18 protein-coding genes are annotated in these 24,284 nt (G+C 65.6%); 15 read left to right on the top strand and 3 right to left on the bottom strand.

Annotation, left to right across the window (positions count from 1 at the left end):
• Positions 1 to 215: 215 nt before the first annotated feature.
• Together BJQ90_RS20505 and BJQ90_RS20500 are read left to right on the top strand one after the other, a co-directional pair.
• Entirely contained in the window at positions 216 to 1,058 is an 843-nt protein-coding gene (locus tag BJQ90_RS20505) for a hypothetical protein (RefSeq protein WP_226762027.1), read from the top strand.
• 56 nt (positions 1,059 to 1,114) lie between these two features.
• Complete coding sequence (locus tag BJQ90_RS20500) at positions 1,115 to 2,206, top strand: 4-hydroxy-3-methylbut-2-enyl diphosphate reductase (protein ID WP_226762026.1); 1,092 nt, start codon at positions 1,115 to 1,117, stop codon at positions 2,204 to 2,206.
• Here the strand turns inward: BJQ90_RS20500 and BJQ90_RS20495 are convergent.
• Positions 2,203 to 3,501 (bottom strand): DNA recombination protein RmuC, encoded by a 1,299-nt coding sequence (locus BJQ90_RS20495; protein WP_226762025.1) that lies wholly within the window; start codon positions 3,499 to 3,501, stop codon positions 2,203 to 2,205. The genes BJQ90_RS20500 and BJQ90_RS20495 overlap by 4 nt on opposite strands.
• A gap of 117 nt (positions 3,502 to 3,618) precedes the next feature.
• Here BJQ90_RS20495 and ychF point away from each other — a divergent pair, with 117 nt between their 5' ends.
• The 5 genes from ychF (at position 3,619) to BJQ90_RS20470 (ending at position 10,918) form a co-directional block, all read left to right on the top strand.
• Positions 3,619 to 4,704 carry a redox-regulated ATPase YchF gene (ychF, locus tag BJQ90_RS20490; protein ID WP_226762024.1) on the top strand — a complete coding sequence of 362 codons (1,086 nt, stop codon included), beginning with the start codon at positions 3,619 to 3,621 and terminating at the stop codon, positions 4,702 to 4,704.
• Positions 4,705 to 5,036: 332 nt separating this feature from the next.
• Positions 5,037 to 5,690 (top strand): SDR family NAD(P)-dependent oxidoreductase, encoded by a 654-nt coding sequence (locus BJQ90_RS20485; protein ID WP_226762023.1) that lies wholly within the window; start codon positions 5,037 to 5,039, stop codon positions 5,688 to 5,690.
• 633 nt (positions 5,691 to 6,323) lie between these two features.
• Positions 6,324 to 8,105 (top strand): ABC transporter family substrate-binding protein, encoded by a 1,782-nt coding sequence (locus tag BJQ90_RS20480; RefSeq protein ID WP_226762022.1) that lies wholly within the window; start codon positions 6,324 to 6,326, stop codon positions 8,103 to 8,105.
• A 177-nt stretch (positions 8,106 to 8,282) separates the two neighbouring features.
• Complete coding sequence (locus BJQ90_RS20475) at positions 8,283 to 9,824, top strand: ABC transporter permease (RefSeq protein WP_226762021.1); 1,542 nt, start codon at positions 8,283 to 8,285, stop codon at positions 9,822 to 9,824.
• 26 nt (positions 9,825 to 9,850) lie between these two features.
• Positions 9,851 to 10,918, top strand: coding sequence for an ABC transporter permease (locus BJQ90_RS20470; protein WP_226762080.1), 1,068 nt, complete (start codon positions 9,851 to 9,853; stop codon positions 10,916 to 10,918).
• 39 nt (positions 10,919 to 10,957) lie between these two features.
• On the opposite strand, the gene BJQ90_RS20465 is transcribed toward BJQ90_RS20470, so the two are convergent.
• Positions 10,958 to 11,587, bottom strand: coding sequence for a PH domain-containing protein (locus tag BJQ90_RS20465; RefSeq protein WP_226762020.1), 630 nt, complete (start codon positions 11,585 to 11,587; stop codon positions 10,958 to 10,960).
• A gap of 79 nt (positions 11,588 to 11,666) precedes the next feature.
• On the opposite strand from BJQ90_RS20465, the gene BJQ90_RS20460 reads away from it, so the two are divergent.
• From BJQ90_RS20460 to BJQ90_RS20440, 5 genes are all read left to right on the top strand, one after another.
• Positions 11,667 to 13,496 carry an ABC transporter ATP-binding protein gene (locus tag BJQ90_RS20460; RefSeq protein ID WP_226762019.1) on the top strand — a complete coding sequence of 610 codons (1,830 nt, stop codon included), beginning with the start codon at positions 11,667 to 11,669 and terminating at the stop codon, positions 13,494 to 13,496.
• Between the two features lie 251 nt (positions 13,497 to 13,747).
• Positions 13,748 to 15,388: a peptide ABC transporter substrate-binding protein gene (locus BJQ90_RS20455; RefSeq protein ID WP_226762018.1), complete on the top strand. Its 1,641-nt coding sequence runs from the start codon at positions 13,748 to 13,750 to the stop codon at positions 15,386 to 15,388.
• Between the two features lie 217 nt (positions 15,389 to 15,605).
• Positions 15,606 to 16,535 carry an ABC transporter permease gene (locus BJQ90_RS20450; RefSeq protein ID WP_226762017.1) on the top strand — a complete coding sequence of 310 codons (930 nt, stop codon included), beginning with the start codon at positions 15,606 to 15,608 and terminating at the stop codon, positions 16,533 to 16,535.
• Positions 16,525 to 17,517, top strand: a complete 993-nt coding sequence (locus BJQ90_RS20445) for an ABC transporter permease (RefSeq protein WP_226762016.1) — start codon at positions 16,525 to 16,527, stop codon at positions 17,515 to 17,517. The genes BJQ90_RS20450 and BJQ90_RS20445 overlap by 11 nt, the downstream gene beginning before the upstream one ends.
• Positions 17,514 to 19,259: a dipeptide ABC transporter ATP-binding protein gene (locus tag BJQ90_RS20440; RefSeq protein WP_226762015.1), complete on the top strand. Its 1,746-nt coding sequence runs from the start codon at positions 17,514 to 17,516 to the stop codon at positions 19,257 to 19,259. Before BJQ90_RS20445 ends, BJQ90_RS20440 begins: the two co-directional genes overlap by 4 nt.
• Before the next feature lie 109 nt (positions 19,260 to 19,368).
• Here the strand turns inward: BJQ90_RS20440 and BJQ90_RS20435 are convergent, their stop codons facing one another.
• The gene (locus tag BJQ90_RS20435) at positions 19,369 to 20,265 is read right to left on the bottom strand and encodes an SGNH/GDSL hydrolase family protein (protein WP_226762014.1); all 897 of its coding nucleotides are present in this window, start codon (positions 20,263 to 20,265) and stop codon (positions 19,369 to 19,371) included.
• 269 nt (positions 20,266 to 20,534) lie between these two features.
• Between BJQ90_RS20435 and typA the strand changes: the two genes are divergently transcribed.
• From typA to BJQ90_RS20420, 3 genes are all read left to right on the top strand, one after another.
• Positions 20,535 to 22,463, top strand: coding sequence for a translational GTPase TypA (typA, locus tag BJQ90_RS20430; RefSeq protein ID WP_226762013.1), 1,929 nt, complete (start codon positions 20,535 to 20,537; stop codon positions 22,461 to 22,463).
• Positions 22,464 to 22,495: 32 nt separating this feature from the next.
• A complete protein-coding gene (locus BJQ90_RS20425; RefSeq protein ID WP_226762012.1) occupies positions 22,496 to 22,873 on the top strand; it encodes a hypothetical protein in 378 nt (125 codons plus the stop codon).
• A gap of 331 nt (positions 22,874 to 23,204) precedes the next feature.
• Positions 23,205 to 24,014 (top strand): type IV toxin-antitoxin system AbiEi family antitoxin domain-containing protein, encoded by an 810-nt coding sequence (locus tag BJQ90_RS20420; RefSeq protein ID WP_226762011.1) that lies wholly within the window; start codon positions 23,205 to 23,207, stop codon positions 24,012 to 24,014.
• The last annotated feature ends 270 nt before the right edge of the window (positions 24,015 to 24,284 follow it).

Here is a 24,284-nt window from a genome sequence, read left to right as displayed (position 1 = left end):
AGATGGCCTTGTACATACGGGTGGGTGTCCTTTGCCGGGGCGGTGCTGTCCGCAGGCAAACCCCCGGCGATTGCGCGTCAGGAAGGGCCACCGGCAGACAACTCGAACTTGTCGGTTTCAACTCTATCCATAGCTCTATCACCGGGGACCGACTTTATCGTTCCGCACGCCGCCCCCGTAGGATGGCACTACCCACCAACCAACGAGGAATTCTTGTGCGCACTTTTGTCTCGGCCGTAGCAGTACTCATTGGGCTTGTCCTGGCGGCGGTTGCCGTTCCGGCCATGTGGGTGGACCGGAACATCGTCCAGGAGGACGGCTTCGTGGCGTTCACCGCCCCGCTGGGCAAAGACCCGGTGTTTCAGCAGCGGCTGGCCTCGGCCGCCGTTGGCAGTCTCGGCGCGGAGCGGATCCCCGAAGCGCTCAGTGGCCTGGTCACGCCAATCCTGGAGAGCGCGGCCCAGTCCCTGACGAGCATGCCCGGCTACCCGGATGCCTGGACCGAAACCCTGCGCAGGAGCCACCGGCTGAATTTCGCCGACCCCACGACACTGCCGGCCGGGGCCGGCGCTGCCACCTCGCTGACCCTGGACCTTGCGCCCCTCGTCGGCCTGGTGGCGAAGCAGGTGGCGGACGCGACCACCCTGCCGCTGGAGGCCCCCGAGCAGCTGCTGATCACGATCGGTCAGCCCGAGCACCGGCAGATCCTTGAGCGGATATCTGCCTACGCACCGATGGGCTACGCCGCGGCCGTGGGCGCGCTCATCGCCTTCGCCCTCGCCTTCGTCGCCGCCCGGCGGCGCTGGACTGTCCTGGCCGGTATCGGAATCGGAGCCCTTGTGCTGGCCGGTGCCTGGACACTGGCCGCCGGCGCCGTCGGGGGTGCGGTGGCGCGAACCAGCAGCGGGAACGAAGTCGCGGAGATCTTCAAGAGCGAGTTCGTCTCGGCCGCCAGCTCGAGTTTCGCCCAGTGGACAACCGTGGCCGCCGTGGCCGGCGGCGTCCTGCTTGCCGCCGGACTCGTCCTGCGCTTCGCCGTCGGGCGCCGCCGCGCCTGACCGCCCGGCCGGCCGGGCCACAACGGCGCCCGGCCCAACACCGGTAGCATTGGGGGATGACCTCCACCGCTGTATCCATTCCGATGCCAACCGTTCCGCGCCGGCGGCGTACGCCGGAGGACGTGCTGGCGGCAGCCGCCGTCTCCGGCCCGAAAAAGGTCCTGCTCGCCGCCCCGCGCGGCTACTGCGCCGGCGTTGACCGTGCGGTCATCGCGGTGGAAAAAGCCCTGGAGCACTACGGCCCGCCGGTCTACGTTCGCAAACAGATCGTCCACAACGTGCATGTCGTGAGTTCGCTCGAGGAAAAGGGCGCGATCTTCGTTGACGAGACCGATGAGGTCCCCGAGGGCGCCCTGGTGATTTTCTCCGCCCACGGTGTCTCCCCCGCCGTGGTGCAGTCTGCCGAGGACCGGGGGCTGCGGACCATCGACGCCACCTGCCCCCTCGTGACCAAGGTGCATAAAGAGGCGGTGCGCTTCGCGAAGGACGACTTCGACATCCTGCTGATCGGCCACGACGGCCACGAGGAAGTCGAAGGAACCGCCGGCGAAGCCCCCGAACACATCCAGATCATCAACGGCCCGCATGAGGTCGACAAGGTCACGGTCCGGGACCCGGAGAAGGTCATCTGGCTTTCCCAGACCACCCTCAGCGTCGACGAAACCATGGAAACGGTGCGGCTCCTTAAGGAACGGTTCCCGACCCTGCAGGACCCGCCCAGCGACGACATCTGCTACGCGACCACCAACCGGCAGGTCGCCATCAAGAAGATCTCGCCGCAGGCCGACCTGGTGATTGTGGTCGGATCTGCCAACTCGTCGAACTCGGTCCGGCTCGTGGAGGTGGCCCTGGAGTACGGCGCGAAGGCCTCCTACCGTGTGGACTTCGCCAATGAGGTGGACGAATCCTGGTTTGAGGGCGTGGCCACCGTTGGCGTGACCTCGGGCGCCTCCGTCCCGGAGGTCCTGGTCAAGGACGTCCTGCGCCTGCTCGCCGACTACGGCTACGGCTCGGTCGAGGAAGTCGTCACGGCGGAGGAGGACCTGCTCTTCTCGCTGCCGAAGGAACTCCGCGCCACGCTGAAGCAGGCCGGCGACGTGACCCGCGCCCTCGGCGGCCGCGGCTCACGCCCCGCCCAGACCTCCTAGGCCGCGGACTCGCGGTCCGCGTCGGCGGCGTCGGCCGCGGGCCCGTCCGCCAGCCTGCTGCCGGACCCGATCGCCGGACCGTTCCCGGGCTGGAGTTCCGGGGCAGCCACGGAACGCGGTGTCACCTCCACAGCTGCGGGCGTGGTCAGCCCTGCCGCATCCAGGGCATTGAGCTTCCGTGCGGTCGGCAGCACCCGGGCCTCCAGCGTTCCCACCATTGAGTTGTAGCGGTCAACGGACGTTTTGAGCGAGGCGCCAAGCTTGGTGACGTTCTCGCCGAGGGTTCCCATCCGCTCATAGAGCTGGTGGGCGAGCTCGAAAAGCTCCCGCGCGCTGTCCGTCAGCACGTCCTGGCGCCAGGTGAAGGCGACGGACTTCAGGACCGCCAGCAGGGTCGACGGACTGGCCAGCACCACGTTCTTGGACAGGGCGTAGTCCAGCAGCGCCGGGTCCGCGGACAGCGCGGCGGCCAGAATCGACTCGGCCGGCAGGAAGCAGACCACAAGTTCCGGGGAGTTGCCCGGAATATCCCAGTACTTCTTGTTGCTCAGCGCGTCCACGTGAGCCTTCAGGGCCTTGGCATGGGCCAGCAGGTGGGCCTGCTGCCCGCCCAGCGACTGCGCGTGCAGCTGCCCGCTGGCGGACGCGCCCAGCTCCTGCGCCGCCAGGTACGAGGAGAGCGGCACCTTGGCGTCGACGACGAGCTGCTTCTGGCCCGGAAGCTGCACGACGAGGTCGGGCCGGACACTGGTGTCCGCCGCGGCGCCCTGGGTCTGCCCGCTGTGCACCTGCTCGTGGAAATCGACGTGGCGCAGCATCCCGGCCGCCTCGACCACGCGGCGCAACTGCACCTCGCCCCACTGGCCGCGGGCGCTGTTGGACCGCAGCGCGGACTCCAGCGCATGCGTTGACCGCAGCAGCTGTTCGTCGGACAGTCGGGCTTCCTGCAGCTGCTGGGCCAGCTGGCCATACTGCTCCAGGCGGTCGCGCTCCAGCAGCGACACCTGCTGCTGGACCGCGGTGAGCTTCTCGGCCACCGGCGCCAGGGCGCGCAGCACGCTGCCGTCCTGATTCCGGGACTCGCCGAGTTCCCGGTTCTGGGCAGCCAGCAGCCGCCTCTCGGCGTCGGCCGCGGCGAACTGCGCGCTGACCTCCGAGAGCCGGCCCGACACGGCGTCGAAGTCCTGCTCCACCGCCTGGGTGCGGCGGCGGACCAGCAGGTAGACCACGGCGGCGCCGGCGACCGCGCCGACGAGAAGCATCAGAAGGGAAAGAATCAGTGCAAAAGCGTCCATGCCTTCACTTTGGCACGCCCCTGTGACAGTTTCCGGCCGACGCCCTGCAGGCGGTGAACCAGACGCCGGACAGGCCGTCGTGGAGGACCCCGGCCACAGCAGGTAGAATTAGTACTCGTGGCTCTTACTATTGGCATCGTCGGACTGCCCAACGTCGGCAAATCAACTCTTTTCAACGCACTGACCCGCAACCAGGTGCTCGCAGCGAACTACCCGTTCGCCACGATCGAGCCGAACGTCGGTGTCGTCAGCCTTCCGGACCCGCGGCTTGCCAAGCTGGCCGCCGTCTTCGGATCCCAGCGCCTCCTGCCCGCGCCGGTGTCCTTCGTGGATATCGCCGGGATCGTCAAAGGCGCGTCGGAGGGCGAAGGCCTGGGAAACAAGTTCCTCGCCAACATCCGTGAGGCCGAGGCCATCGTCCAGGTGGTCCGGGTGTTTGACGACCCCGACGTCATCCACGTCGACGGCAAGGTGGACCCCCGGTCGGACATGGAGACCATCAACACCGAGCTGATCCTGGCTGACCTCCAGACCATCGAAAACGCCATTCCCCGGATCGAAAAAGAAGTCAAGATCAAGAAGCGGGAAGCCGGCGAACTGGCCGCCATCAAGGCGGCCCAAACGGTGCTGGAACGCGGCGACACCATCTTCGCCTCGGTCAAGAGCGACAAACTGGAGATGGAGCACCTCAGGGAGCTCAGCCTCCTGACCGCCAAACCCTTCATCTACGTCTTCAACGCGGACGAGGGCATCCTGGGCAGCCCGGAGAAGCAGGAAGAACTCCGGACCCTGGTTGCCCCCGCGGACGCCATCTTCCTCGACGCCAAGCTCGAATCAGACCTCGTTGAGCTGGACGAGGAAGAGGCCCGCGAAATGCTCGAAATGAACGGGCAGGACGAATCCGGACTCGACCAGCTGGCCCGCGTCGGTTTCCACACCCTTGGGCTGCAGACCTACCTGACGGCAGGACCCAAGGAAACCCGGGCCTGGACCATCCACCAGGGCGACACGGCCCCGCAGGCCGCCGGCGTGATCCACTCGGATTTCCAGCGCGGTTTCATCAAGGCCGAGGTCGTCTCCTTCGACGACCTCATCGAAGCCGGGTCCATGGCCGAGGCGAAGTCCCGCGGCAAGGTCCGCATCGAAGGCAAGGAATACGTCATGGCCGACGGCGACGTCGTGGAGTTCCGGTTTAACGTTTAGCCCACAGAATTTTGAGACGGCCCCATCTGCTTCCGCAGATGGGGCCGTCTCTGTTGGTGCGATGGGAGCATCCGTGGGTTCTGGGTGAAGATTGTGTAATAGCCGGGTGTGCGGTGTCTCGGATGCCCGCCAATGGCAGTTCCCAAGGGGGCGCGGAGGCGTGGCATGGTATGCATCCTTCCAACTCAAAAGGCTGTGTCACGAAACTTGGGCGCTTCATTCCGGATGTGCGCGTGAAGCCTGCTTCGTTGCATGGGGCGTACCGCAGCCGTCCAGCCTCAGGAAACCGACCCGCGCTGGGCTACCTGCAGCACGTGACCTAGAATCTACCCATGACGACTCTTCAGGGTGCGGTTGTTCTGGTAGTCGGCGCCACCGGCGGACTCGGTTCGCGCATCGCCGCTCAGCTGGAGCGTAACGGCGCCATCGTCGCCCGGTCGTCAAAGTCTGCTGGGCACGATTTGCGCGCACCCTCCGTAATCCAGGAGGTGCTGGATGACACGAATGCGCAGTACGGACGTCTCGACGGGCTAGTGGTTGCGTCCGGGGTCGTCGCCTTCGGCGCCGCATCAGACCTTGAACCCGCCACGGTGGACGAACTCTTCGCTGTGAACACGACCAGTCCGATACAGCTCATTACCCAGAGCCAGCCCTACCTCGCGGCCTCGGCACGTGAGGGCCGGGAGCCCTTCGTGGTCACACTGAGCGGCGTTGTCGCCGAGGCACCCGTCGCCGGTCTGGCGGCATACTCGGCGTCGAAGGCTGGGCTCGCGGCCTTCGTTGTCGCAGCGGCGCGCGAGTATCGTCGCGCGGGCATACGAATCGTGGACGCCCGCCCAGGCCACACTGGCACCGCGCTGTCCGAGCATCCGATCGCCGGGTCAGCGCCGCGATTCGGAGCAGCGCTGGATCCAGACTTGGTTGCAGCGCGGATCATCACCGCGATCGTCGATGGCGAGAAGGATCTGCCCAGCACCGCCTTCTAGGCTCGGCTGGAGATGATGCAACTGAGCGCTAGGCGTCTCATGGATTCCGAAGTGGCTTCATTGCTTACGGCCGGGGCATCGAAGCCACCAGCTCGGAACCGACCTGAAGCGTCAGACATTCATTGCATGCCGCGTGGGCATCAGCCACAGTGCTGGAGTAGATCGTGTTGTCAGCAGAGTTCAGGTCGACCGTGGACACCGCCTCGGAGCGCCGGTGCACCGTCCCGGATTTCGTCCAGAACACCAGGTTCTAACCCATGGTCGAAACAACGGCTACGGAACGTGGTGGAGTTCCGCTTCAACGTGTGACGGCATGATGATTTCATCAAGTAATTAAAGATTAACTCGAAAAGCCCCGATTCCAGAATCGGGGCTTTTCCTGTGCCCCGGGACATTAGCGCGGAGCGACCGGCACGTCAATACTCATCGCGGAATTTAGCCGATGAAAATCCGTCGAATGTTGCAGCTCGGTAACGAACTTTACAGCTGGTCAACTTTCCGGGCCGATCGATGATTTTGGGGTTTACGCTACATCCCATGTGAGACGGGCCACACTGCCGCTGGGGGAGTGTGGACGTCTGCCCGGTGCCTACGGCCTCGGTCTCAACCACACCACAGAAACAAGGAGGCGGAATGCGATTCGGTCGTATTTCCAAAGCAGTGGGCGTGGCAGCAGCAGCTGCTCTCGCCCTCAGCGCTTGCGCCGGCAACAGCGGCGGGACAACCCCGACGACTGCTGCGGCAGCTGGCAAGACAGGCGGATCGGCAACCGTGGTCGAGGTGAACGCCTTCAACACGTTCAACCCCAACACGGCCGACGGCAACACGGACATCAACTCGAAGATCAGCTACGCCACGCACTCTGGCTTCTTCTACATCGACAACAAGCTCAACGTCGTTCGCAACGAGAAGTTCGGCAAGATGGAGAAGTCCTCGGACGATCCGCTGACCGTCAAGTACACCATCAATGACGGTGTGAAGTGGTCAGACGGCACGCCGGTCACCACTGCCGACCTCCTGCTGCAGTGGGCCGCCTTCTCCGGGTACTACAACGACGCCGACACTGAGGCGAAGACCGGAACGTCCTACTTCTCGTACGCCGGGGACCCCACCGGTCTCGCCTTGACGGATTTCCCGGAGCTCAGCGACGACGGCAAGTCCATGACGATCAAGTACTCCAAGCCTTTTGCCGACTGGGAAATCGCGCTCGGCGGACCCGGCATCGACATCCCGGCCCACGTTCTCGCCAAGAAGGCCGGACTGACGGACGCCAAGGCGTTCGTTGACCTCCTCAAGGGCATGCCGCGCGGCGACAAAGCGGCTCCCAAGCCGGCCAACGCGCAGCTCCAGGCCATGTCCGAGCTGTGGAACACCGGCTTCGACACCAAGACCCTGCCGGCGGATCCGAGCCTGTACCTCTCCAACGGCCCCTACATCGTCAAGGGTGTCAACCAGGACCAGTCCCTGACCATGGTCAAGAACAAGGACTACGCCTGGGGGCCGGAAGCAAAGCTTGACGAAATCACCGTCCGCTACATCGGCGATTCCGCTGCCCAGGTCCAGGCGCTCAAGAACGGCGAGGCAGACATCATCGCCCCGCAGGCGTCCGCGGACACGGTGGAGCAGCTCAAGACCCTGGAAAGCCAGGGCGTCACGGTCGAGGTGGGCAACCAGCTCTCCTACGACCACATCGACCTGAACTACAGCGGACCCTTCGCCGAGAAGAACGTCCGCGAGGCGTTCATGAAGTCCGTTCCGCGCAAGGACATCGTCGATAAGATCGTCAAGAAGCTCGACCCCAAGGCTGCGCCGCTGGACTCCCAGCTGTTCGTGCCGGACCAGGCCTCATACGCCGATTCGGTCAAGAACAACGGATCCTCGGCCTACCAGGACGTTGACATCGAAGGCGCCAAGAAGCTCCTCAACGGTGCCACCCCCGAAGTCCGCATCATGTACAACAAGGACAACCCCAACCGTGTTGACGCCTACTCGCTGATCCGCGAATCCGCCACCAAGGCCGGCTTCAAGATCGTCGACGGCGGCCTCGGAAAGTCCGACTGGGGCAAGGCCCTCGGCGACGGCTCCTACGATGCCACCATCTTCGGCTGGATCAACTCGGGCGTCGGTGTCTCCGGCGTCCCGCAGATCTTCAAATCGGGCAACGACTCCAACTTCAACATGTTCAGCGATCCCGACGCCGACAAGCTGATGGACGAACTGATTGTCACCACGGACAAGACCAAGCAGAATGAACTCATCACCCAGGTCGACAAGAAGATCTGGGACTCCGCCTACGGCCTCCCGCTCTTCCAGGCAGTCGGCGTGGACGCGTACAGCGACCGCATCACCGGCGTGAAGTACATGCCGAACCAGACCGGTGTCTGGTGGAACTTCTGGGAGTGGGCTCAGAAGTAGCCGACGACCGCACGTAGCATTTGCCGGAAAGGCGTCGGGACCAAGGCACGAACGGTCCCGACGCCTTTCTGGCGACACCCCCGATGCCTTGGCCCGCGCCGCACTATCTGCGGGAGAGGCCAGAGTCTGCGACCGGTCCGGGCAATCCCTGGGCCCGAATACCGAGGTTCGATTCCAATGGTGACCTACATAGTCCGGCGGCTGATTACGGCCGCCCTCATCCTTCTCGGCGCTTCCTTCCTGGTGTATCTCCTGACAGCGGCCTCGGGGGATCCGCTCGAGGAATACCGCGCCAGCAGTGCGCCCAACAAACAGCAGCTGATCGACGCGCGGACCGAACTCCTGCAGCTGGACACTCCCGCCCCGCTGCGGTATTTCAAATGGCTCGGCGGTGCGGCGCAATGCCTCATCCCCTTCGCCAACTCCTGCGATCTCGGCAAGAACATCGCCGGCCAGCCCATCACCGACGCCCTGGGGCACGCGCTGATCCAGACCCTGACACTGGTCACCGGCGCCACCATCCTGGCCATCCTGATCGGCATCACGCTGGGCATCGTCACCGCCCTGCGCCAGTACAGCACGCTGGACTACGGCGTGACGTTCATGGCGTTCCTGTTCTTCTCCCTGCCGATCTTCTGGGTCGCCGTCCTGCTCAAGGAATTCGGCGCGATCGGCTTCAATGACTTCCTCAGGAACCCCGATGTGCCGATGGCCACCGCGCTGGGAATCGGAGCCGTGGCCGGCGTCATCACGGCGGTGGCCGCCGGCGGCGCCATGAAACGCAGGCTGCTCACCGGCGGCGTGGCGTTCCTGTTCGTGAGCGCCGTGCTGATCTACTTCTCCGCCACTGAATGGTTCAAGAACCCCGGACTCGGCCCCGTCGTCATTGCCATCGCGGGCGTCGGCATCGCGTTCGCCGTCACGCTGCTCTCGGCCGGCCTGAAAAACCGCAAGGCGCTGCAGTCCGCGCTGATCGCCGTCGGCGTCGGACTGGTGGTCTACTTCCTGATCCAGCCGCTGCTCGACGAGGCCACGTTCCTGATGATGGTGCTGCTCGCCGTGGCGGCCGTGCTGGTCGGCCTGGCCATCGGATTCCTGATGGGCGGCTACGACCGCGGCCAGTCCATGCGTGCGGCGGCCCTGACCTCCTTCCTGGTGGGATTCCTCATCATGCTGGACCGCTACATGCAGGCGTGGCCCAGCTACTTCAACAACAGCCGGGTCCGCGGACGCCCCATCGCCACCATCGGGGCCAGCACCCCGAACATCGAGGGTGATTTCTGGATCCTGAGCCTGGACTCCTTTACGCACCTGATTCTCCCGACCCTGGCACTGATCCTCATTTCACTCGCCGGCTACACGCGCTTCACCCGCGCATCGATGCTGGAAATCATGAACATGGACTACATCCGGACCGCCCGGGCCAAGGGCCTCTCGGAGCGCACCGTCGTTATGCGCCATGCTTTCCGGAATGCGCTGATCCCCATCGCCACCATTGTGGCGTTCGACATCGGCGGCCTGATCGGCGGCGCCGTCATCACCGAGTCGGTCTTCTCCGTCCGGGGGATGGGCTTCCTGTTCCTGGACGGCATCCAGCACATCGACCCGAACCCCGTCATGGGAGTCTTCATCTGCGTGGCCATTACGGCCATGGTCTTCAACCTCATTGCGGACCTCGCGTACTCCGCACTTGATCCACGGGTAAGGGTAAAAGCATGAGCCAGCCAAGCCAGCAGGACGAAATCATGGCCGAAAGCGCGGGGGTGGACGTCCCGGACGTGGTGGGCATCGAACCCATTCTTGAGGCCAAAGGCCTCAGCCAGGGCCAGATCGTGCGCAAGCGGTTCCTCGGCCACTCCGGCGCGATCATCGGACTCGTGGTTTTCGCCATCATCTTCATCATGGCCTTCACCTCCGTTGGCTATGCGGGCATCCCCGGCTGGTGGAAGTACAGCCATGAGGACGTCTCCCCGCTGATCCACGACGGCGCCCCGACCGCCTCGATCTTCCCGCCGGCCTGGGGGGAACACCCGTTCGGCCAGGACCGGATCGGCCGCGACCTCTTCGCCATGACCATGCGCGGGGCCCAGCAGTCGATCACCATCATGATCGTGATCGGCCTCATCGCGGGCCTGATCGGGGTCATCGTCGGCGCCCTGTCCGGCTACTTCCGCGGCTGGACCGAGGCCGTCCTGATGCGCCTCACCGACGTCATCATCATCATCCCCGCCCTGCTGCTGGCGGCGGTGATGGCACAGCTGGCCGGACGGCGGGACTCGGGCAGCTGGTTCGCCTCCTTCGCCAGCAACAACGGCGTCCTCGCCATCGGGATCTTCCTGGGCCTGATCAGCTGGGTGGGGCTGGCACGCCTGATGCGCGGTGAATTCCTGTCGCTGCGTGAACGTGAGTTCGTCGACGCGGCAAGGATTTCCGGGGCCAGCAACGCACGCATCATCTTCAAGCACATCCTGCCCAATGCCGTCGGCGTGCTCATTGTCAACGTCACCCTGACCATGTCGGCCGCCATCCTGACCGAGACGGCCCTGAGTTACCTCGGCGTCGGCGTCAAGGCGCCGGACACCTCGCTGGGGCTGCTCATCTCGCAGAACCAGGCGGCGTTTGCGACCCGGCCGTGGCTCTTCTGGTTCCCGGGTCTGTTCATCGTGCTGATCTGCCTGAGCATCAACTTCATCGGCGATGGCCTGCGGGACGCGTTCGACCCGCGCCAGAAGAAGTTCAACGCCAAGAAGGCCGCGGAAATCGAAGTGGATCCGGCTCCGGTCACGGCGTTCGACGAACTCAAGGGCAAGTAGATGACGGTCCGGTTTCGAGCCGGGCGGCCGGGCGTCCGGCTACTGGCCGGCGACGGCCCAGTAGCTGGCCGCCAGCAGCAGCACGTCGACGATCATTGCCCTCCAGCGGTAAGTGACCGCCGCCGGGGTGACGGCGGCGTCGCCGGCCGCCAGCTGGCCGCTTTCGGCCAGCTCATCCCAGCGCTCCCGCACCAGCCGGGCCGCCTGGCCGGAGTCCGTGGACCTGAGATCCCCGGGCCGCACGGACCGGGCCGGGCCGTAGGTTGTGGCCGGAAGCCCCTGGAGGTCCTCCGGGCGGGCGTTGCGGCCGCCCCAGATCCCGGGCGCCGGGGCGGCCCACGACGTGTAGCTCTTCCCCGCCGTGACCAGGGTCAGGGCGAAACGCGTATCGACATGCACCAAAGCCGCCCATGGAACCGTGATGGAGCGGAACGGGTTCTCCAGGCTGATCCCGGCGTCAGACACCACGACGGCGGGGAGCCAGAACAGCTGCCAGCCGAGGAACGCGATCAGCACCAGCGGAGCGATGCCGGCCAGGGCGCCGGGGCCGGCGGAGACCGCCATGGCCACGATGCCGACACCGGCCACCGCCCAGGACAGCCACGCGAACCATTTGTTCGTTCGGGCCTGGAAGATTTCAACTTTACCGGCGTGCGGCGCGGAGCTCATGCCCCCAATAATTCAGTATTCCGAGCCACAGCACTAATCCCCGGTGCACCCGCGGCCCGGACGGAAGGAAGACCCCATCATGACTGACTTCATCGCCCTCGACCCGGCCGTTACCCCGGCGCCTGAGCGGGGGGAACCCGTACTCGAAGTCCGCAACCTCAGCGTTGACTTCGGGGTGGACAAGAAATGGGTCCCCGCAGCGATCGGCCTGAACTACGAGGTGCGCGCCGGTGAAGTGCTTGCGATCGTGGGGGAGTCCGGCTCGGGCAAAAGTGCCAGCTCGATGGCGCTGCTCGGGCTGCTGCCCAGTAACAGCCGCGTGACGGGAAGTGTCAAACTCGCCGGACAGGAGCTGCTCGGAACGAACGAGGCCAACATCCGCGCGGTCCGTGGCAAGGAAGTGGCCGTGATCTTCCAGGAGCCCATGACGGCCCTGAACCCGGTCTACACCGTGGGCGCCCAGATCGTGGAGACCGTCCGGCTGCACAGCGAGGTTTCTCCGGACGAGGCCCGGCTGCGTGCCCTGCGGATGCTCGAGCTCGTGGAGCTGCCGGATCCGGAGAAGGCCTTCCGGTCCTACCCCCACCAGCTCTCCGGCGGCCAGCGGCAGCGCGCCATGATCGCCCAGTCCCTGTCCTGCGACCCCAAGCTGCTGATCGCCGACGAACCCACCACCGCCCTGGATGTGACGGTCCAGGCGGAAATCCTGGACCTCATGCGCAACCTGCGGAATAAGCTGGACAGCGCCATCGTCCTGATCACCCACGACATGGGTGTTGTGGCTGACCTGGCCGACCGGATTGCCGTGATGCGCCGTGGTGTGATCGTGGAAACCGGCACGGCGGCCGAGATCTTCCACAACCCGCAGCATGAGTACACCAAGGCCCTGCTAGCTGCCGTTCCGCACCTTGGCCAGGGCGGCGCGGACTCCGCCGGGGAAGTGGACGTGACCGCCGCCCTCGCCGCCGCCACCAAGGCCGAGCTCTCCTCGATCCCGGAGGACCAGCTCCTCCGGCGCGAACGTGAGAACGCCGCGGCCCTGGCCGCCGCCGCGGCCGCGAAGCCGCAGGGCGAGCCCGTGCTGGAACTGACGGACGTGGCGATCGAGTACCCCAAACAGGGCCGCGTTCCCGCGTTCCGCGCCGTGGAGGGCGCCAACCTGGTCATCTATCCGGGACAGGTCGTCGGGCTGGTGGGGGAGTCAGGTTCGGGCAAGACCACGATCGGCCGTGCCGCCGTCGGTCTGCTGCCGGTCGCGGCCGGCACCATGAAGGTCGTCGGCCAGGACATTTCGGCCGCCAAGCGGAACGGCCGGCAGCTTCACGAGATGCGCCGGCACGTGGGCATGGTGTTCCAGGACCCCTCGTCGTCGCTGAACCCGAGGCTTCCGATCGGCGAGAGCATCGGGGAGCCGATGTTCCTCGCCGGGGTGGCGAAAGGCGTCGAGCTGCAGAAGCGGATCGAGGAACTGCTGGACCAGGTGGAGCTTCCGCGGAACTACCGCAACCGCTACCCGCACGAGCTCTCCGGCGGGCAGAAGCAGCGCGTCGGCATCGCGCGGGCGCTCTCGCTGAAGCCGAAACTGATGGTAGCCGACGAGCCCACCTCGGCCCTGGATGTGTCCGTGCAGGCCAAGGTGCTTGACCTTTTCCAGAACCTGCAGAAGGAACTCGGGTTTGCCTGCCTGTTTGTCACCCACGACCTCGCCGTCGTGGACGTGCTGGCGGACCGGATCTGCGTGATGCAGCGCGGCCGCATCGTCGAGCAGGGCACCCGGGACCAGATCCTGCGCAACCCGCAGGAACCCTATACCCAGCGCCTCCTGGCCGCTGTGCCGCTCCCCGATCCGGAAAAACAGCGGGAGCGCCGCGAGTTGCGCGCCCAATTGCTGGAGGCCGGAACGAGTTAATCGCCCCTAACCAGGTTGCCACGGCGGCGAATATTACCAGCCGGTATCGTGTGACGTGAAATACATCGCACTTGACTCCATCGGTCACGCTTTTGTCGGGTCACGGTTTGGCAACAGAGTTCCAGCATTTGGACATCCTCGGGTTAGGCTACTCGTATATGTAGGCCACGTCACAGGGGATATCTCTGTGCCTGCCTGCGGGGAAGCATAAGTTTTTCCCTCACGAACTCCCACAACTCATAGGAGGCGGAATGCGTTTTTCGCGCACTTCCAAAGCACTGGGCCTGGCGGCTATCGCCGCTCTCGCCCTGTCCGGATGCGGCGCCGGTGGCACTGCCGCCGGTAGCGGCACCACCGGTGGCGACACCAGCAAAGTCATCCTGGTCGACGGCTCTGAACCCCAGCGTCCGCTGATGCCGGCAGACACCAACGAAGTTGGTGGCGGCAAAATCATGCAGATGATGTTCTCGGGCCTCGTCAGCTACGACCCGAACGGCAAGCCCGTCAATGAACTCGCCGAGTCCATTGAAGGCAAGGACGGCCAGAACTTCACGATCAAAATCAAGAAGGACCAGAAGTTCACCAACGGCGAGGTCATCACGGCCAAGACGTTCGTCGACTCCTGGAACTTCGGTGCAGCGGCGAAGAATGCCCAGCTCAGCGGCAGCTTCTTCGAAAGCATCAAGGGCTACGACGAAGCCAGCGCAGAAGGCTCCACCGTCGACACCATGTCCGGCCTCAAGGTCGTTGACGACCAGACGTTCACCGTCGAACTGAAGCAGCCCGAGTCCGACTGGCCGCTGCGCCTCGGCTACACCGCCTTTGTCCCGGTTCCCTCCGGTGCACTCGCGGACCCCAAGGGCTTCGGCGAGAAGCCGGTTGGCAACGGACCGTACAAGATGGCCGACGGCGGCTGGCAGCACAACGTGCAGATCCAGCTCGTTCCGAACCCGGAGTACAACGGCGCCCGCAAGGCCAAGAACGCCGGCGTGACCTTCAAGATCTTCCAGAACGACGACGCCGCGTACCAGGATCTGCTGTCCAACAACCTGGACGTGCTCCAGACGATCCCCACAAGCGCGCTGAAGAACTTCAAGTCCGACCTCGGCGACCGCACCATCAACAAGCCGTATGCCGGCAACCAGACCATCGCCATCCCGGAATACCTGCCGGAATGGTCCGGTGAGGCCGGCAAGCTGCGCCGCCAGGCCCTCTCCATGGCCATCAACCGCGACGAGATCACCAAGGTCATCTTCAGCGGCGCCCGCCAGCCGGCCAAGGATTTCACGGCCCCCGTGCTTGACGGCTACAGCGACTCGATCCCCGGATCCGAGAACCTGAAGTTCGACGCCACCAAGGCAAAGGAGGCCTGGGCTAAGGCCGACGCCATCCAGAAGTGGGACTCCAACGAGACGTTCACCATTGCCTACAACGCCGACAAGGGCGGACACAAGGCATGGGTCGAAGCTGTCGTCAACCAGCTCAAGAACACCCTCGGCATCAAGGTTGAAGGCAAGCCCTACGCAACCTTCAAGGAAGCCCGCAACGACGCCACCGCCAAGACGCTGACCGGCTCCATCCGCGCCGGCTGGCAGGCAGACTACCCGTCGCTGTACAACTTCCTCGGCCCGATCTACAAGACCGGTGCCGGCTCCAACGACGCCAAGTACGCGAACCCGGAGTTCGACAAGGCCGTCTCCGACGGTCTGAACGCCTCGACCGTGGCTGATGGCAACAAGGCCATGAACAAGGCCCAGGAGATTCTTCTCCAGGACCTGCCGGCCATCCCCCTGTGGTACCAGGTCGCCCAGGGCGGCTGGAGCGACAAGGTCACCAACGTTGACTACGGCTGGGACGGCGTGCCGCTGTACTACAACATCACCGGCAAGTAACCACATAACGACGGCGGGGGCTGCCCAGACTGGGGCCTCCGCCGTCGTTGTGTTGTCCAGCAATTTGTTATGGCCCGGCTCTTCGGGCGAACTTTTCGTCGGCCGCCCGCCGTGAGTGAACCGGCGCCGGCCTGCATCCATAGTGAAAAGGTTCTTTGATGAACAACTCCACCGCATCCCTGGACAGGATGGCCGCTTCCGGGGGTGTCGTCCGCCCATGACGACCTACATCCTCAAGCGATTCCTCCAGCTGATTCCCGTATTCCTGGGCGCAACCCTGCTCGTCTACTTCCTGGTCTTCAGCCTCCCCGGCGACCCCATCGTGGCTCTCTTCGGCGACAAGCCGGTCAATGAGGCCGTGGCGTCCCAGCTCCGGGCCCAGTACCACCTGGACCAGCCGTTCTGGGTCCAGTACCTGCTCTACCTGAAGAGCATCTTCACCTTTGACCTCGGCCAGGACTTCTCGGGCCGCCCGATCGCCGCAGTGCTCGGCGAGGTCTTCCCCGTCACGGCCCGGCTCGCGATCATGGCCCTGATCTTTGAAGCCTTCTTCGGCATCCTCTTCGGCCTCATCGCCGGTCTGCGCAAGGGCAAGCTGTTCGACGCGACGGTCCTCGTGGCATCGCTGATCGTCATCGGCATCCCGATCTTCGTGCTCGGCTTCCTGCTGCAGTACTTCATCGGCGTCCAGCTGGGCTGGGCCAAACCCACCGTCAGCTCGGCCGCGACCGTCCAGGACCTCATCCTGCCGGCAATCGTCCTGGGCCTGGGCTCCTTTGCCTATGTCCTCCGGCTGACCCGGACCAGCGTGCTTGAGAACATGAGCGCCGACTATGTGCGCACCGCCTCGGCCAAGGGCCTCTCCCGTTTCAAGGTCGTCCGCGTGCACATTCTGCGCAACTCCCTGATCCCCGTCATCACCTTCCTCGGCGCGGACCTGGGCGCCCTGATGGGCGGCGCGATCGTCACCGAAGGCATCTTCAACATTCCTGGTGTCGGCAACCGGCTCTACCGGGCCGTCCTGTCAGGGGAAGGTCCGACGGTGGTCTCGATCGTCACCGTCCTGGTGCTGATCTACTGCCTTTCCAACCTGCTCGTTGACCTGCTGTACGCCTGGCTCGACCCGAGGATCCGCTATGACTCCTGATGAGAACACTTCAAAGCACGGCGCCGCCGCTCTTGCGGAGCGCCACAATGAGCACTTTGTTGCAGACCTCGCCGAGACGCCCCTCCAGGCGACCGACCGCGTCAAGGAGGACAAGGCGCCCCTGAGCCTTTGGGGCGAGGCGTGGAGGAATCTGCGCAAGCAACCGCTGTTCCTGATTTCTGCTGTCCTGATCCTCGCCGTGGCGGCAGTGTCGCTGTTCCCGGGGCTGTTCTCCGGGATCGATCCCACTTCCGAGGCTTGCCAGCTGGCGAACTCGGACGCGGGACCCGCCGACGGCCATCCGCTGGGCTTCACCCAGCAGGGCTGCGACGTCTATGCGCGCGTTATCTTCGGGACACGTTCCTCGGTGACGGTGGGCCTGTTCACGACCCTTGGCGTACTCCTCATCGGCGGCGTCATGGGTGCCGTGGCCGGCTATTACGGCGGCTGGGTGGACGCCGTTCTGGCCCGCATTAACGACATCTTCTTTGCCCTGCCGCTGATTCTTGGCGCCATTGTGCTCATGCAGCTGCCGATGTTCCGCGCCAACCGGACGGTCTGGACCCTGGTAGTGATCCTGGTGACCTTCGGCTGGCCGCAGATCGCCCGCATTACCCGCGGTGCTGTGATCGAGGTCCGCAATGCAGACTTCGTCACCGCCGCGCGGTCCCTGGGTGTCTCCAAGTTCGGCGCCCTCATGCGCCACGTCATGCCGAACTCGCTGGCTCCGATCATCGTCGTCGCCACGATTTCGCTGGGCACGTTCATTGTGGCCGAATCCACGCTGTCCTTCCTCGGCATCGGGCTGCCGCCCAGCGTGATGTCGTGGGGCAACGATATCCAGGCAGCGCAGGCCTCGCTTCGGTCCAACCCGATGCCGCTGCTCTACCCGGCTATCGCGCTGTCCATCACCGTCCTGAGCTTCATCATGCTGGGCGACGCCCTGCGTGATGCCCTCGATCCCAAAGCGCGCAAGCGATGAAAGGGGACACCTTGAACGCCTCTGTTGAAATCCAGGAAGCCGACGTCCGGGAAGCGGGCTTTGCCGCTGTGCGCCCGCTGCTTGAAATCAAGGACCTGGCGATCACTTTCGCCACCAGTAATGGCGACGTCCAGGCCGTGCGGAACGCGCACCTGACCATCATGCCGGGTGAAACGGTGGCCATCGTGGGCGAGTCCGGTTCGGGCAAGTCGACGACGGCGCTGGCCGCCATCGGGCTGCTTCCGGGCAACGGCCGCGTCTCGGCCGGTCAGATCCTGTTTGATGGCGAAGATATCGCCAATGCCGGGGAGAAGCGGATGATCGAACTCCGCGGCAACAGCATCGGCATGGTCCCGCAGGACCCGATGTCCAACCTGAACCCGGTGTGGAAGATCGGCGACCAGGTCCGCGAGACGCTGAAGGCCAACGGGCTTCCCAGCGGCCAGGATGACGTCGCAACGGTCCTGTCCCAGGCAGGGCTGCCTGACGCCGCCCGGCGGGCCAAACAGTACCCGCATGAGTTCTCCGGCGGGATGCGCCAGCGTGCGCTGATCGCCATCGGGCTGTCCTGCCAGCCGCGCCTGCTGATCGCCGATGAGCCGACTTCAGCCCTCGACGTCACCGTTCAGCGGCAGATCCTCGACCACCTGGACAAGATGACCACCGAGCTCGGCACGGCCGTGCTGCTCATCACCCACGACCTCGGCCTGGCCGCCGAGCGCGCGGACAAGGTCGTCGTTATGTACCGCGGGCAGGTGGTGGAATCGGGGCCGTCGCTGGAGCTGCTGCAGAACCCGCAGCACCCCTACACGCAGCGCCTGGTGGCCTCGGCGCCGTCGCTGGCATCCCGACGCATCCAGGTCGCGAAGGAACTGGGCGTCGAATCGGACGAGCTGCTGGCCCCCGGCGACGCCACAGTCGCCGGGCCGGCGGTGGCTGACGACGTGCTGCAGATCCAGAACCTGAGCAAGGTCTTCAAGCTGCGCTCCGGGTTCGGCAAGTCGACGGACTTCACCGCCGTCGACGACGTCTCCTTCGGCGTCAAGCGGGGGACCACGACGGCGATCGTGGGGGAGTCGGGTTCCGGCAAGTCCACCGTGGCGCAGATGGTCCTCAACCTCCTGACGCCCACCTCCGGCAAGATCATCTTCGACGGCGTTGACACCTCGACGCTGAACAGCAAGGAGATCTTCGCTTTCCGCCGCCGGGTGCAGCCGATCTTCCAGGACCCCTATGGTTCCCTGGACCCGATGTACAACATCTTCCGGACCATCGAGGAGCCGCTGAGGACCCATAAGATCGGGGACAAAGCCAGCCGCGAGAAGAAGGTCCGCGAACTGCTGGACCAGGTGTCGCTGCCGCAGTCCACCATGCAGCGGTACCCGAACGAGCTCTCGGGCGGCCAGCGCCAGCGCGTCGCGATCGCGCGGGCCCTGGCCTTGGATCCCGAGGTGATCATCTGCGATGAGGCCGTGTCCGCTCTGGATGTCCTGGTGCAGGCGCAGGTGCTGAACCTGCTCGCGGAACTGCAGTCCCGGTTGGGCCTGACCTACCTGTTCATCACCCACGACCTCGCGGTGGTCCGGCAAATCGCCGACCACGTGTGCGTCATGGAGCAGGGCAAGCTGGTGGAAACAGGTTCCACCGACGACGTCTTCGACGCGCCGCAGCAGGACTACACCAAGGCGCTGCTCAACGCCATCCCGGGAGCGCGCCTGATGCTGCCCCCGGAAGTTGCCTGAGCCGTGTGACCTGAACTGAAAGACGCCGGAGCCGGTGTCCGCCCTCTCGAGGCGGGCCCCGGCTCCGGCTATTTAAGGAACGCGGGCGGCTATGGAACGCGGGCGGCGCTCAGGGAGTTGCCGCGGACTCCGCCGGCACGGGCCCCGGGGTCCGGAGGCCGAGTTCGTCCAGCTTCCGGGCCAATAGGCCGGCCAGGGCGGCGTGGCCCCCGGGACTCATGTGGACGCCGTCGGCCATGGATTTGGACAGGTCATAGCGCGTCAGCCAGTCGCCGACGCTGACAAAGGAAACGGAATTCCTGACCGCCACCGTGCCCAGCAGCGCGTCGACCTCGGAACGGCGCCCGCCGCCATTGCCGGCGCCGCGGGCGAGGGTCCCGACCACGACCAGCCGCGCCGCGGGGTAGCGCTGCCGGACGCTGACGATCAGCCGCTCGGCGTTCTCCGAGATCTGCTGGTCGGTTGCGCCGCGGGAGGCGTCGTTGCCGCCGCCCTCGATCACAACCAGGGGCGGCGAACCGTAGGGGAGCAGCCAGTCGCCGCGCAGCAGGGCGTCGGGGTAATTGCCGGTGGTGCCGTTGGACGCGACGAAGCCGGTGCCGCCCCGGCCGCAGAAGAGAACCGAGTAGCCCAGGCTGGCCAGTGCCGTGCGGGGCCAGGAACCAGCGGGTTCGGACTGGGAATCGCCGATCAGCACAGCCGTCCCCGCGATATCCGCCACGACCACCTCGTTGCGGCCATTGGCAGGATTCCGGTAGACGGTGCCCGCGGGCATGCCTGCCGGTGCGGTCCCCGGGGCCAGTTTCCTGGTGCCGTTGGAACCTGCGGCCAGAGGCTCGCCGGGAGCCCCGGCCGGCGCGGGAACGCCCTGGCCGTAGAGACCGTACAGGGGGGATTCCCCGGCGTCGGCGGCGGGGGTGGAGGGCGCCTGCCCGCAGCCGCCAACCAGGATGCCTATGGCGATCATCGGGGCGGCCAAGCGGGACAGAGCCGGGGCGTTTCGCATGGATGTCTCCGGGTTGGCTGCTGCTGTCCCAGCAATGATGGGGCATGAAGGCCGGAAAATCCAGTGACTTTACTCACGCCCGCGGCCCGATCTCCCGCGCTGACTGCCCGGGCAGGTATGCCGGGATTGAGGGATTTTAGGCCAATAAATGCCCTTGCGTTTAGACTGGATGAAGGTGCCCTGTGCCAAAGGGGCGTAACCGTCGTGCGTTCCGGTTGGAAATGTCGCGATACAACAGCTGACTTCACCACTGAATCGAGCAATAACGCATGTCTGAAACCACCACCAACACCGCGGTAGCCACTGCATCGCGCAGTGACCTGCGCAACGTCGCGATCGTGGCCCACGTTGACCACGGCAAGACCACCCTGGTCGACGCCATGCTCAAGCAGACCAACTCCTTTGCCGCGCACAACCACCTCGAAGACCGGGTCATGGACTCCGGCGACCTCGAGCGCGAAAAGGGCATCACCATCCTGGCCAAGAACACCACCGTGGCCTACAACGGACCGTCCTCCAAGGGCGAGACCATCACCATCAACGTCATCGACACCCCCGGCCACGCCGACTTCGGCGGCGAGGTCGAGCGCGGCCTGTCGATGGTCGACGGCGTCGTCCTCCTCGTTGACGCCTCTGAGGGCCCGCTGCCCCAGACCCGCTTCGTCCTTCGTAAGGCCCTCGCCGCCCACCTGCCGGTGATCCTCCTGGTCAACAAGACCGACCGTCCCGACGCGCGGATCGACGAAGTCGTCCACGAGTCCATGGACCTGCTCCTGGGCCTGGCCTCCGACCTGGCTGACGAAGTTCCGGACCTGGACCTGGACAAGATCCTCAACGTCCCGGTTGTCTACGCCGCCGCCAAGGTCGGCCGTGCGTCCCTCGAGCAGCCCGCCAACGGTTCGGCTCCCGAGAACGAAGACCTCGAGCCGCTGTTCCAGGCCATCATCGAGCACATCCCGGCTCCGACCTACAACCCGAACGGTGTCCTCCAGGCCCACGTCACCAACCTGGATGCCTCCCCGTTCCTCGGCCGCCTGGCGCTGCTGCGTATCTACAACGGCACCCTGCGCAAGGGCCAGACCGTTGCCTGGGCCCGCGCCAACGGTGAACTCAAGAACGTCAAGATCACCGAACTGCTGGCCACCAAGGCGCTGGACCGCGTTCCGACCGAGTCCGCCGGCCCCGGCGAGATCGTCGCCGTCGCCGGCATCGAGGACATCACCATCGGTGAGACCCTGACCGACGTCGACAACCCGCAGCCGCTGCCGCTGATCACCGTCGACGATCCGGCCATCTCCATGACCATCGGTATCAACACCTCGCCGCTGGCCGGCCGGGTCAAGGGCGCCAAGGTCACGGCCCGCCAGGTCAAGGACCGCCTGGACAAGGAACTGATCGGTAACGTCTCCATCAAGGTGCTCCCGACCGAGCGCCCGGATGCCTGGGAAGTCCAGGGACGTGGCGAGCTCGCGCTGGCCATCCTGGTCGAGCAGATGCGCCGCGAAGGCTTCGAGCTGACCGTCGGCAAGCCGCAGGTTGTCACGAAGCTCGTCGACGGCAAGGTCCACGAGCCGATGGAGCACATGACCATCGACGTGCCGGAAGAGTACCTCGGCGCCGTTACGCAGCTCATGGCTGCCCGTAAGGGCCGCATGACCAACATGGCGAACCACGGCACCGGCTGGTGCCGCATGGAGTTCATCGTTCCGGCCCGTGGCCTGATCGGTTTCCGCACCAAGTTCCTCACGGACACCCGCGGCGCCGGCATCGCAGCTTCCATCTCCGAGGGCTACGAGCCCTGGGCCGGCCCGATCGAATACCGCACCAACGGTTCGATGATCGCCGACCGCGCCGGTGTTGTGACGCCGTTCGCCATGATCAACCTGCAGGAACGCGGATCCTTCTTCGTCCGCCCCACCTCCGAGGTCTACGAAGGCCAGATCGTCGGCGAGAACTCCCGCGCCGACGACATGGACGTCAACATCACCAAGGAAAAGAAGCTCACCAACATGCGTGCCGCTTCCTCCGACACCTTCGAGAACCTCACGCCCCCGCGTGACCTGACCCTCGAAGAGTCGCTCGAATTCGCCCGCGAAGACGAGTGCGTCGAGGTCACCCCGGAATCCATCCGGATCCGGAAGCTCATCCTCGACGTCAACCAGCGCGCCAAGTCCAACCGGGCCCGCGCGAAGGTCTAGTTTCCGCGTTCTGCGCTGGAACAAGGGATTTTGTGAATAAGAGAGCTGCCGGCATGGCAGGCGGTCTTGCCGCCGCCGTGCCGGCAGCTCTTTTTGCTGCCCTCGCGGGCACCATGCTGCACGGCCAGGACATCCTGGTCGCAGGCGCCGAGGTGCCCTGGGGCGCCGCCGCCGCGCTGGTGCTGTTGGGCTCCGTGGAGCTGTGGCTCGGCGCCGCGTTCCGGTCGGTGCTTCCGACGGCGGTCTGCGGAGCCCTCTGCTATGCGCTGGCGGGCTGGTGGTCCACCCTGGGGAACGGCAAGCGGCTCATCATCGGCGACCTGGCCGGAAACCTCTGGATCTACGGCATCGCGGTAGTCACCGTCGGCGTGCTGGCCTGGTGCCGGCGCTACCGCCCGGCCCGCACCTGACCCCCGGCAGGTATGCCCGCTGACACCCCGCGGGCACTCCCACCCCATCCCGGGGGACATGCCCATTCTTGGAGGCCGCGGGTGGGCATAACGGCACTATGTCCATCCGCTGCACCCTGCGGGGGACAAGCCCCTTCCCGTTCCGCCCGCAGCCGCGGACATGTCCATCTTTCGCACTCCGCCCGGGCACAGGCGCTTTGCCCACAGCGGGCCAGAGAAATCCCGGACGCGGACCGTGTCCTCCCAGCCGCCGTTCCGCCTGGCATGTCCTTTTGCACATAGCGGGGCGGGGCCCTGTTCCAGACTGAGCCTCCGGCGCCACGATGTCCGCATGGTCAATCTCCCCGAAGTGCTTTCCAACTACGACGGCGTCGCTCGCGCCAAACACCTCGCTGCCGCGGGCGTCTCGGACTTTCAACTCAAGTCCGCCCTGGCCTCGGGGGCGGTTTCCCGGGTGGCCCGCGGCGTCTACGCTGTCCCCGGCGCCGATGCTCGGCTCATTGCCATCCGGTCGCTGCCCGCGGAGCCAGCATGTGCCACGGCGGCGCAGTTCCAAGGCCTCTGGGTACTGGAACCGCCCGGGCAGCCCCACATTGCCGTCCCGCACAGCCGCAGCTATCCAGGCTTCATGTGCCACCGGTCCGCGGCACCGCCCACCCTGCTGGACACCGTTGTACAAAGTCTGCGATGCCTGCCGGAACTCGACGGCCTGGTGATTGCTGAATCCGCCGTCGTCCTCAAGAGCCTGTCACTCTCGGCCCTGCGGCAGCGGCTGTCCGGCCGCAATGATATGAGGGCGCGCCGGACGGCGGCCAGGATCGTGCCGCAATCGCAGTCCATCATCGAGTGCATGGCCCGGTACTGGCTGCGGAGGGCCGGTTTCCAGGTGGAGTCCCAAGTCAACATCCCCGGAATGGGCCACATTGACCTCATGGTTGACGGCAGGCTCGGCATTGAGACGGACGGTGCAGGCTTCCATATGGACCGGGCGAGCTTTGAGGAGGACCGGCGGCGGTGGAACGTGACAACCCGGCGGGGCATCCCGACCCTTGTCGTCAGCTATTCCATGCTCCTGAACCGGCCCGAGGAGTTCATCGCCATGGTCCGCGAGGCCCTGGACGAGCTCTCTGTTGCCGCCTAGCACTGGGCATACCCTCCCGAGACGGCCTGTCGGCCGCGGGGAATGTCCGACGTTCACAGCCTCCGCTGGACATGCCCACCGTCCGCCTCCTGGACTTCAGGGACATGCCCCGCGCATCTGGCCGCCGATGGACATAGTCGCTCTATGTCCATCGGTGCAGGCCAGGGGAGGGCATGTCCACTGGGCGCGGTGGGTGGTGCAGGCCAGGGGAGGGCATGTCCACTGGGCGCGGTGGGTGGTGCACCTCAGGGGAGGGCATGTCCACCGGGC

The organism is Arthrobacter sp. SO3 (genome assembly GCF_020532825.1).
In the GTDB taxonomy this organism is placed as follows: domain Bacteria; phylum Actinomycetota; class Actinomycetes; order Actinomycetales; family Micrococcaceae; genus Arthrobacter.
The sequence above is the reverse complement of the archived record's forward strand: the minus strand, read 5'-3'. Positions and strand labels throughout refer to the sequence as shown.

What these genes read in the sequence shown, in the direction of transcription:
- BJQ90_RS20460 (WP_226762019.1), top strand. Translation starts at nt 11,667, where the DNA reads ATGACTGACTTCATCGCCCTCGACCCGGCCGTTACCCCGGCGCCTGAG.
- BJQ90_RS20485 (WP_226762023.1), top strand. Translation starts at nt 5,037, where the DNA reads ATGACGACTCTTCAGGGTGCGGTTGTTCTGGTAGTCGGCGCCACCGGC.
- BJQ90_RS20435 (WP_226762014.1), bottom strand. Translation starts at nt 20,265, where the DNA reads ATGCGAAACGCCCCGGCTCTGTCCCGCTTGGCCGCCCCGATGATCGCC.
- BJQ90_RS20450 (WP_226762017.1), top strand. Translation starts at nt 15,606, where the DNA reads ATGACGACCTACATCCTCAAGCGATTCCTCCAGCTGATTCCCGTATTC.
- BJQ90_RS20470 (WP_226762080.1), top strand. Translation starts at nt 9,851, where the DNA reads ATGGCCGAAAGCGCGGGGGTGGACGTCCCGGACGTGGTGGGCATCGAA.
- BJQ90_RS20480 (WP_226762022.1), top strand. Translation starts at nt 6,324, where the DNA reads ATGCGATTCGGTCGTATTTCCAAAGCAGTGGGCGTGGCAGCAGCAGCT.
- BJQ90_RS20475 (WP_226762021.1), top strand. Translation starts at nt 8,283, where the DNA reads ATGGTGACCTACATAGTCCGGCGGCTGATTACGGCCGCCCTCATCCTT.
- BJQ90_RS20445 (WP_226762016.1), top strand. Translation starts at nt 16,525, where the DNA reads ATGACTCCTGATGAGAACACTTCAAAGCACGGCGCCGCCGCTCTTGCG.
- BJQ90_RS20500 (WP_226762026.1), top strand. Translation starts at nt 1,115, where the DNA reads ATGACCTCCACCGCTGTATCCATTCCGATGCCAACCGTTCCGCGCCGG.
- BJQ90_RS20495 (WP_226762025.1), bottom strand. Translation starts at nt 3,501, where the DNA reads ATGGACGCTTTTGCACTGATTCTTTCCCTTCTGATGCTTCTCGTCGGC.
- BJQ90_RS20455 (WP_226762018.1), top strand. Translation starts at nt 13,748, where the DNA reads ATGCGTTTTTCGCGCACTTCCAAAGCACTGGGCCTGGCGGCTATCGCC.
- typA (WP_226762013.1), top strand. Translation starts at nt 20,535, where the DNA reads ATGTCTGAAACCACCACCAACACCGCGGTAGCCACTGCATCGCGCAGT.
- BJQ90_RS20420 (WP_226762011.1), top strand. Translation starts at nt 23,205, where the DNA reads ATGGTCAATCTCCCCGAAGTGCTTTCCAACTACGACGGCGTCGCTCGC.
- BJQ90_RS20465 (WP_226762020.1), bottom strand. Translation starts at nt 11,587, where the DNA reads ATGAGCTCCGCGCCGCACGCCGGTAAAGTTGAAATCTTCCAGGCCCGA.
- BJQ90_RS20440 (WP_226762015.1), top strand. Translation starts at nt 17,514, where the DNA reads ATGAAAGGGGACACCTTGAACGCCTCTGTTGAAATCCAGGAAGCCGAC.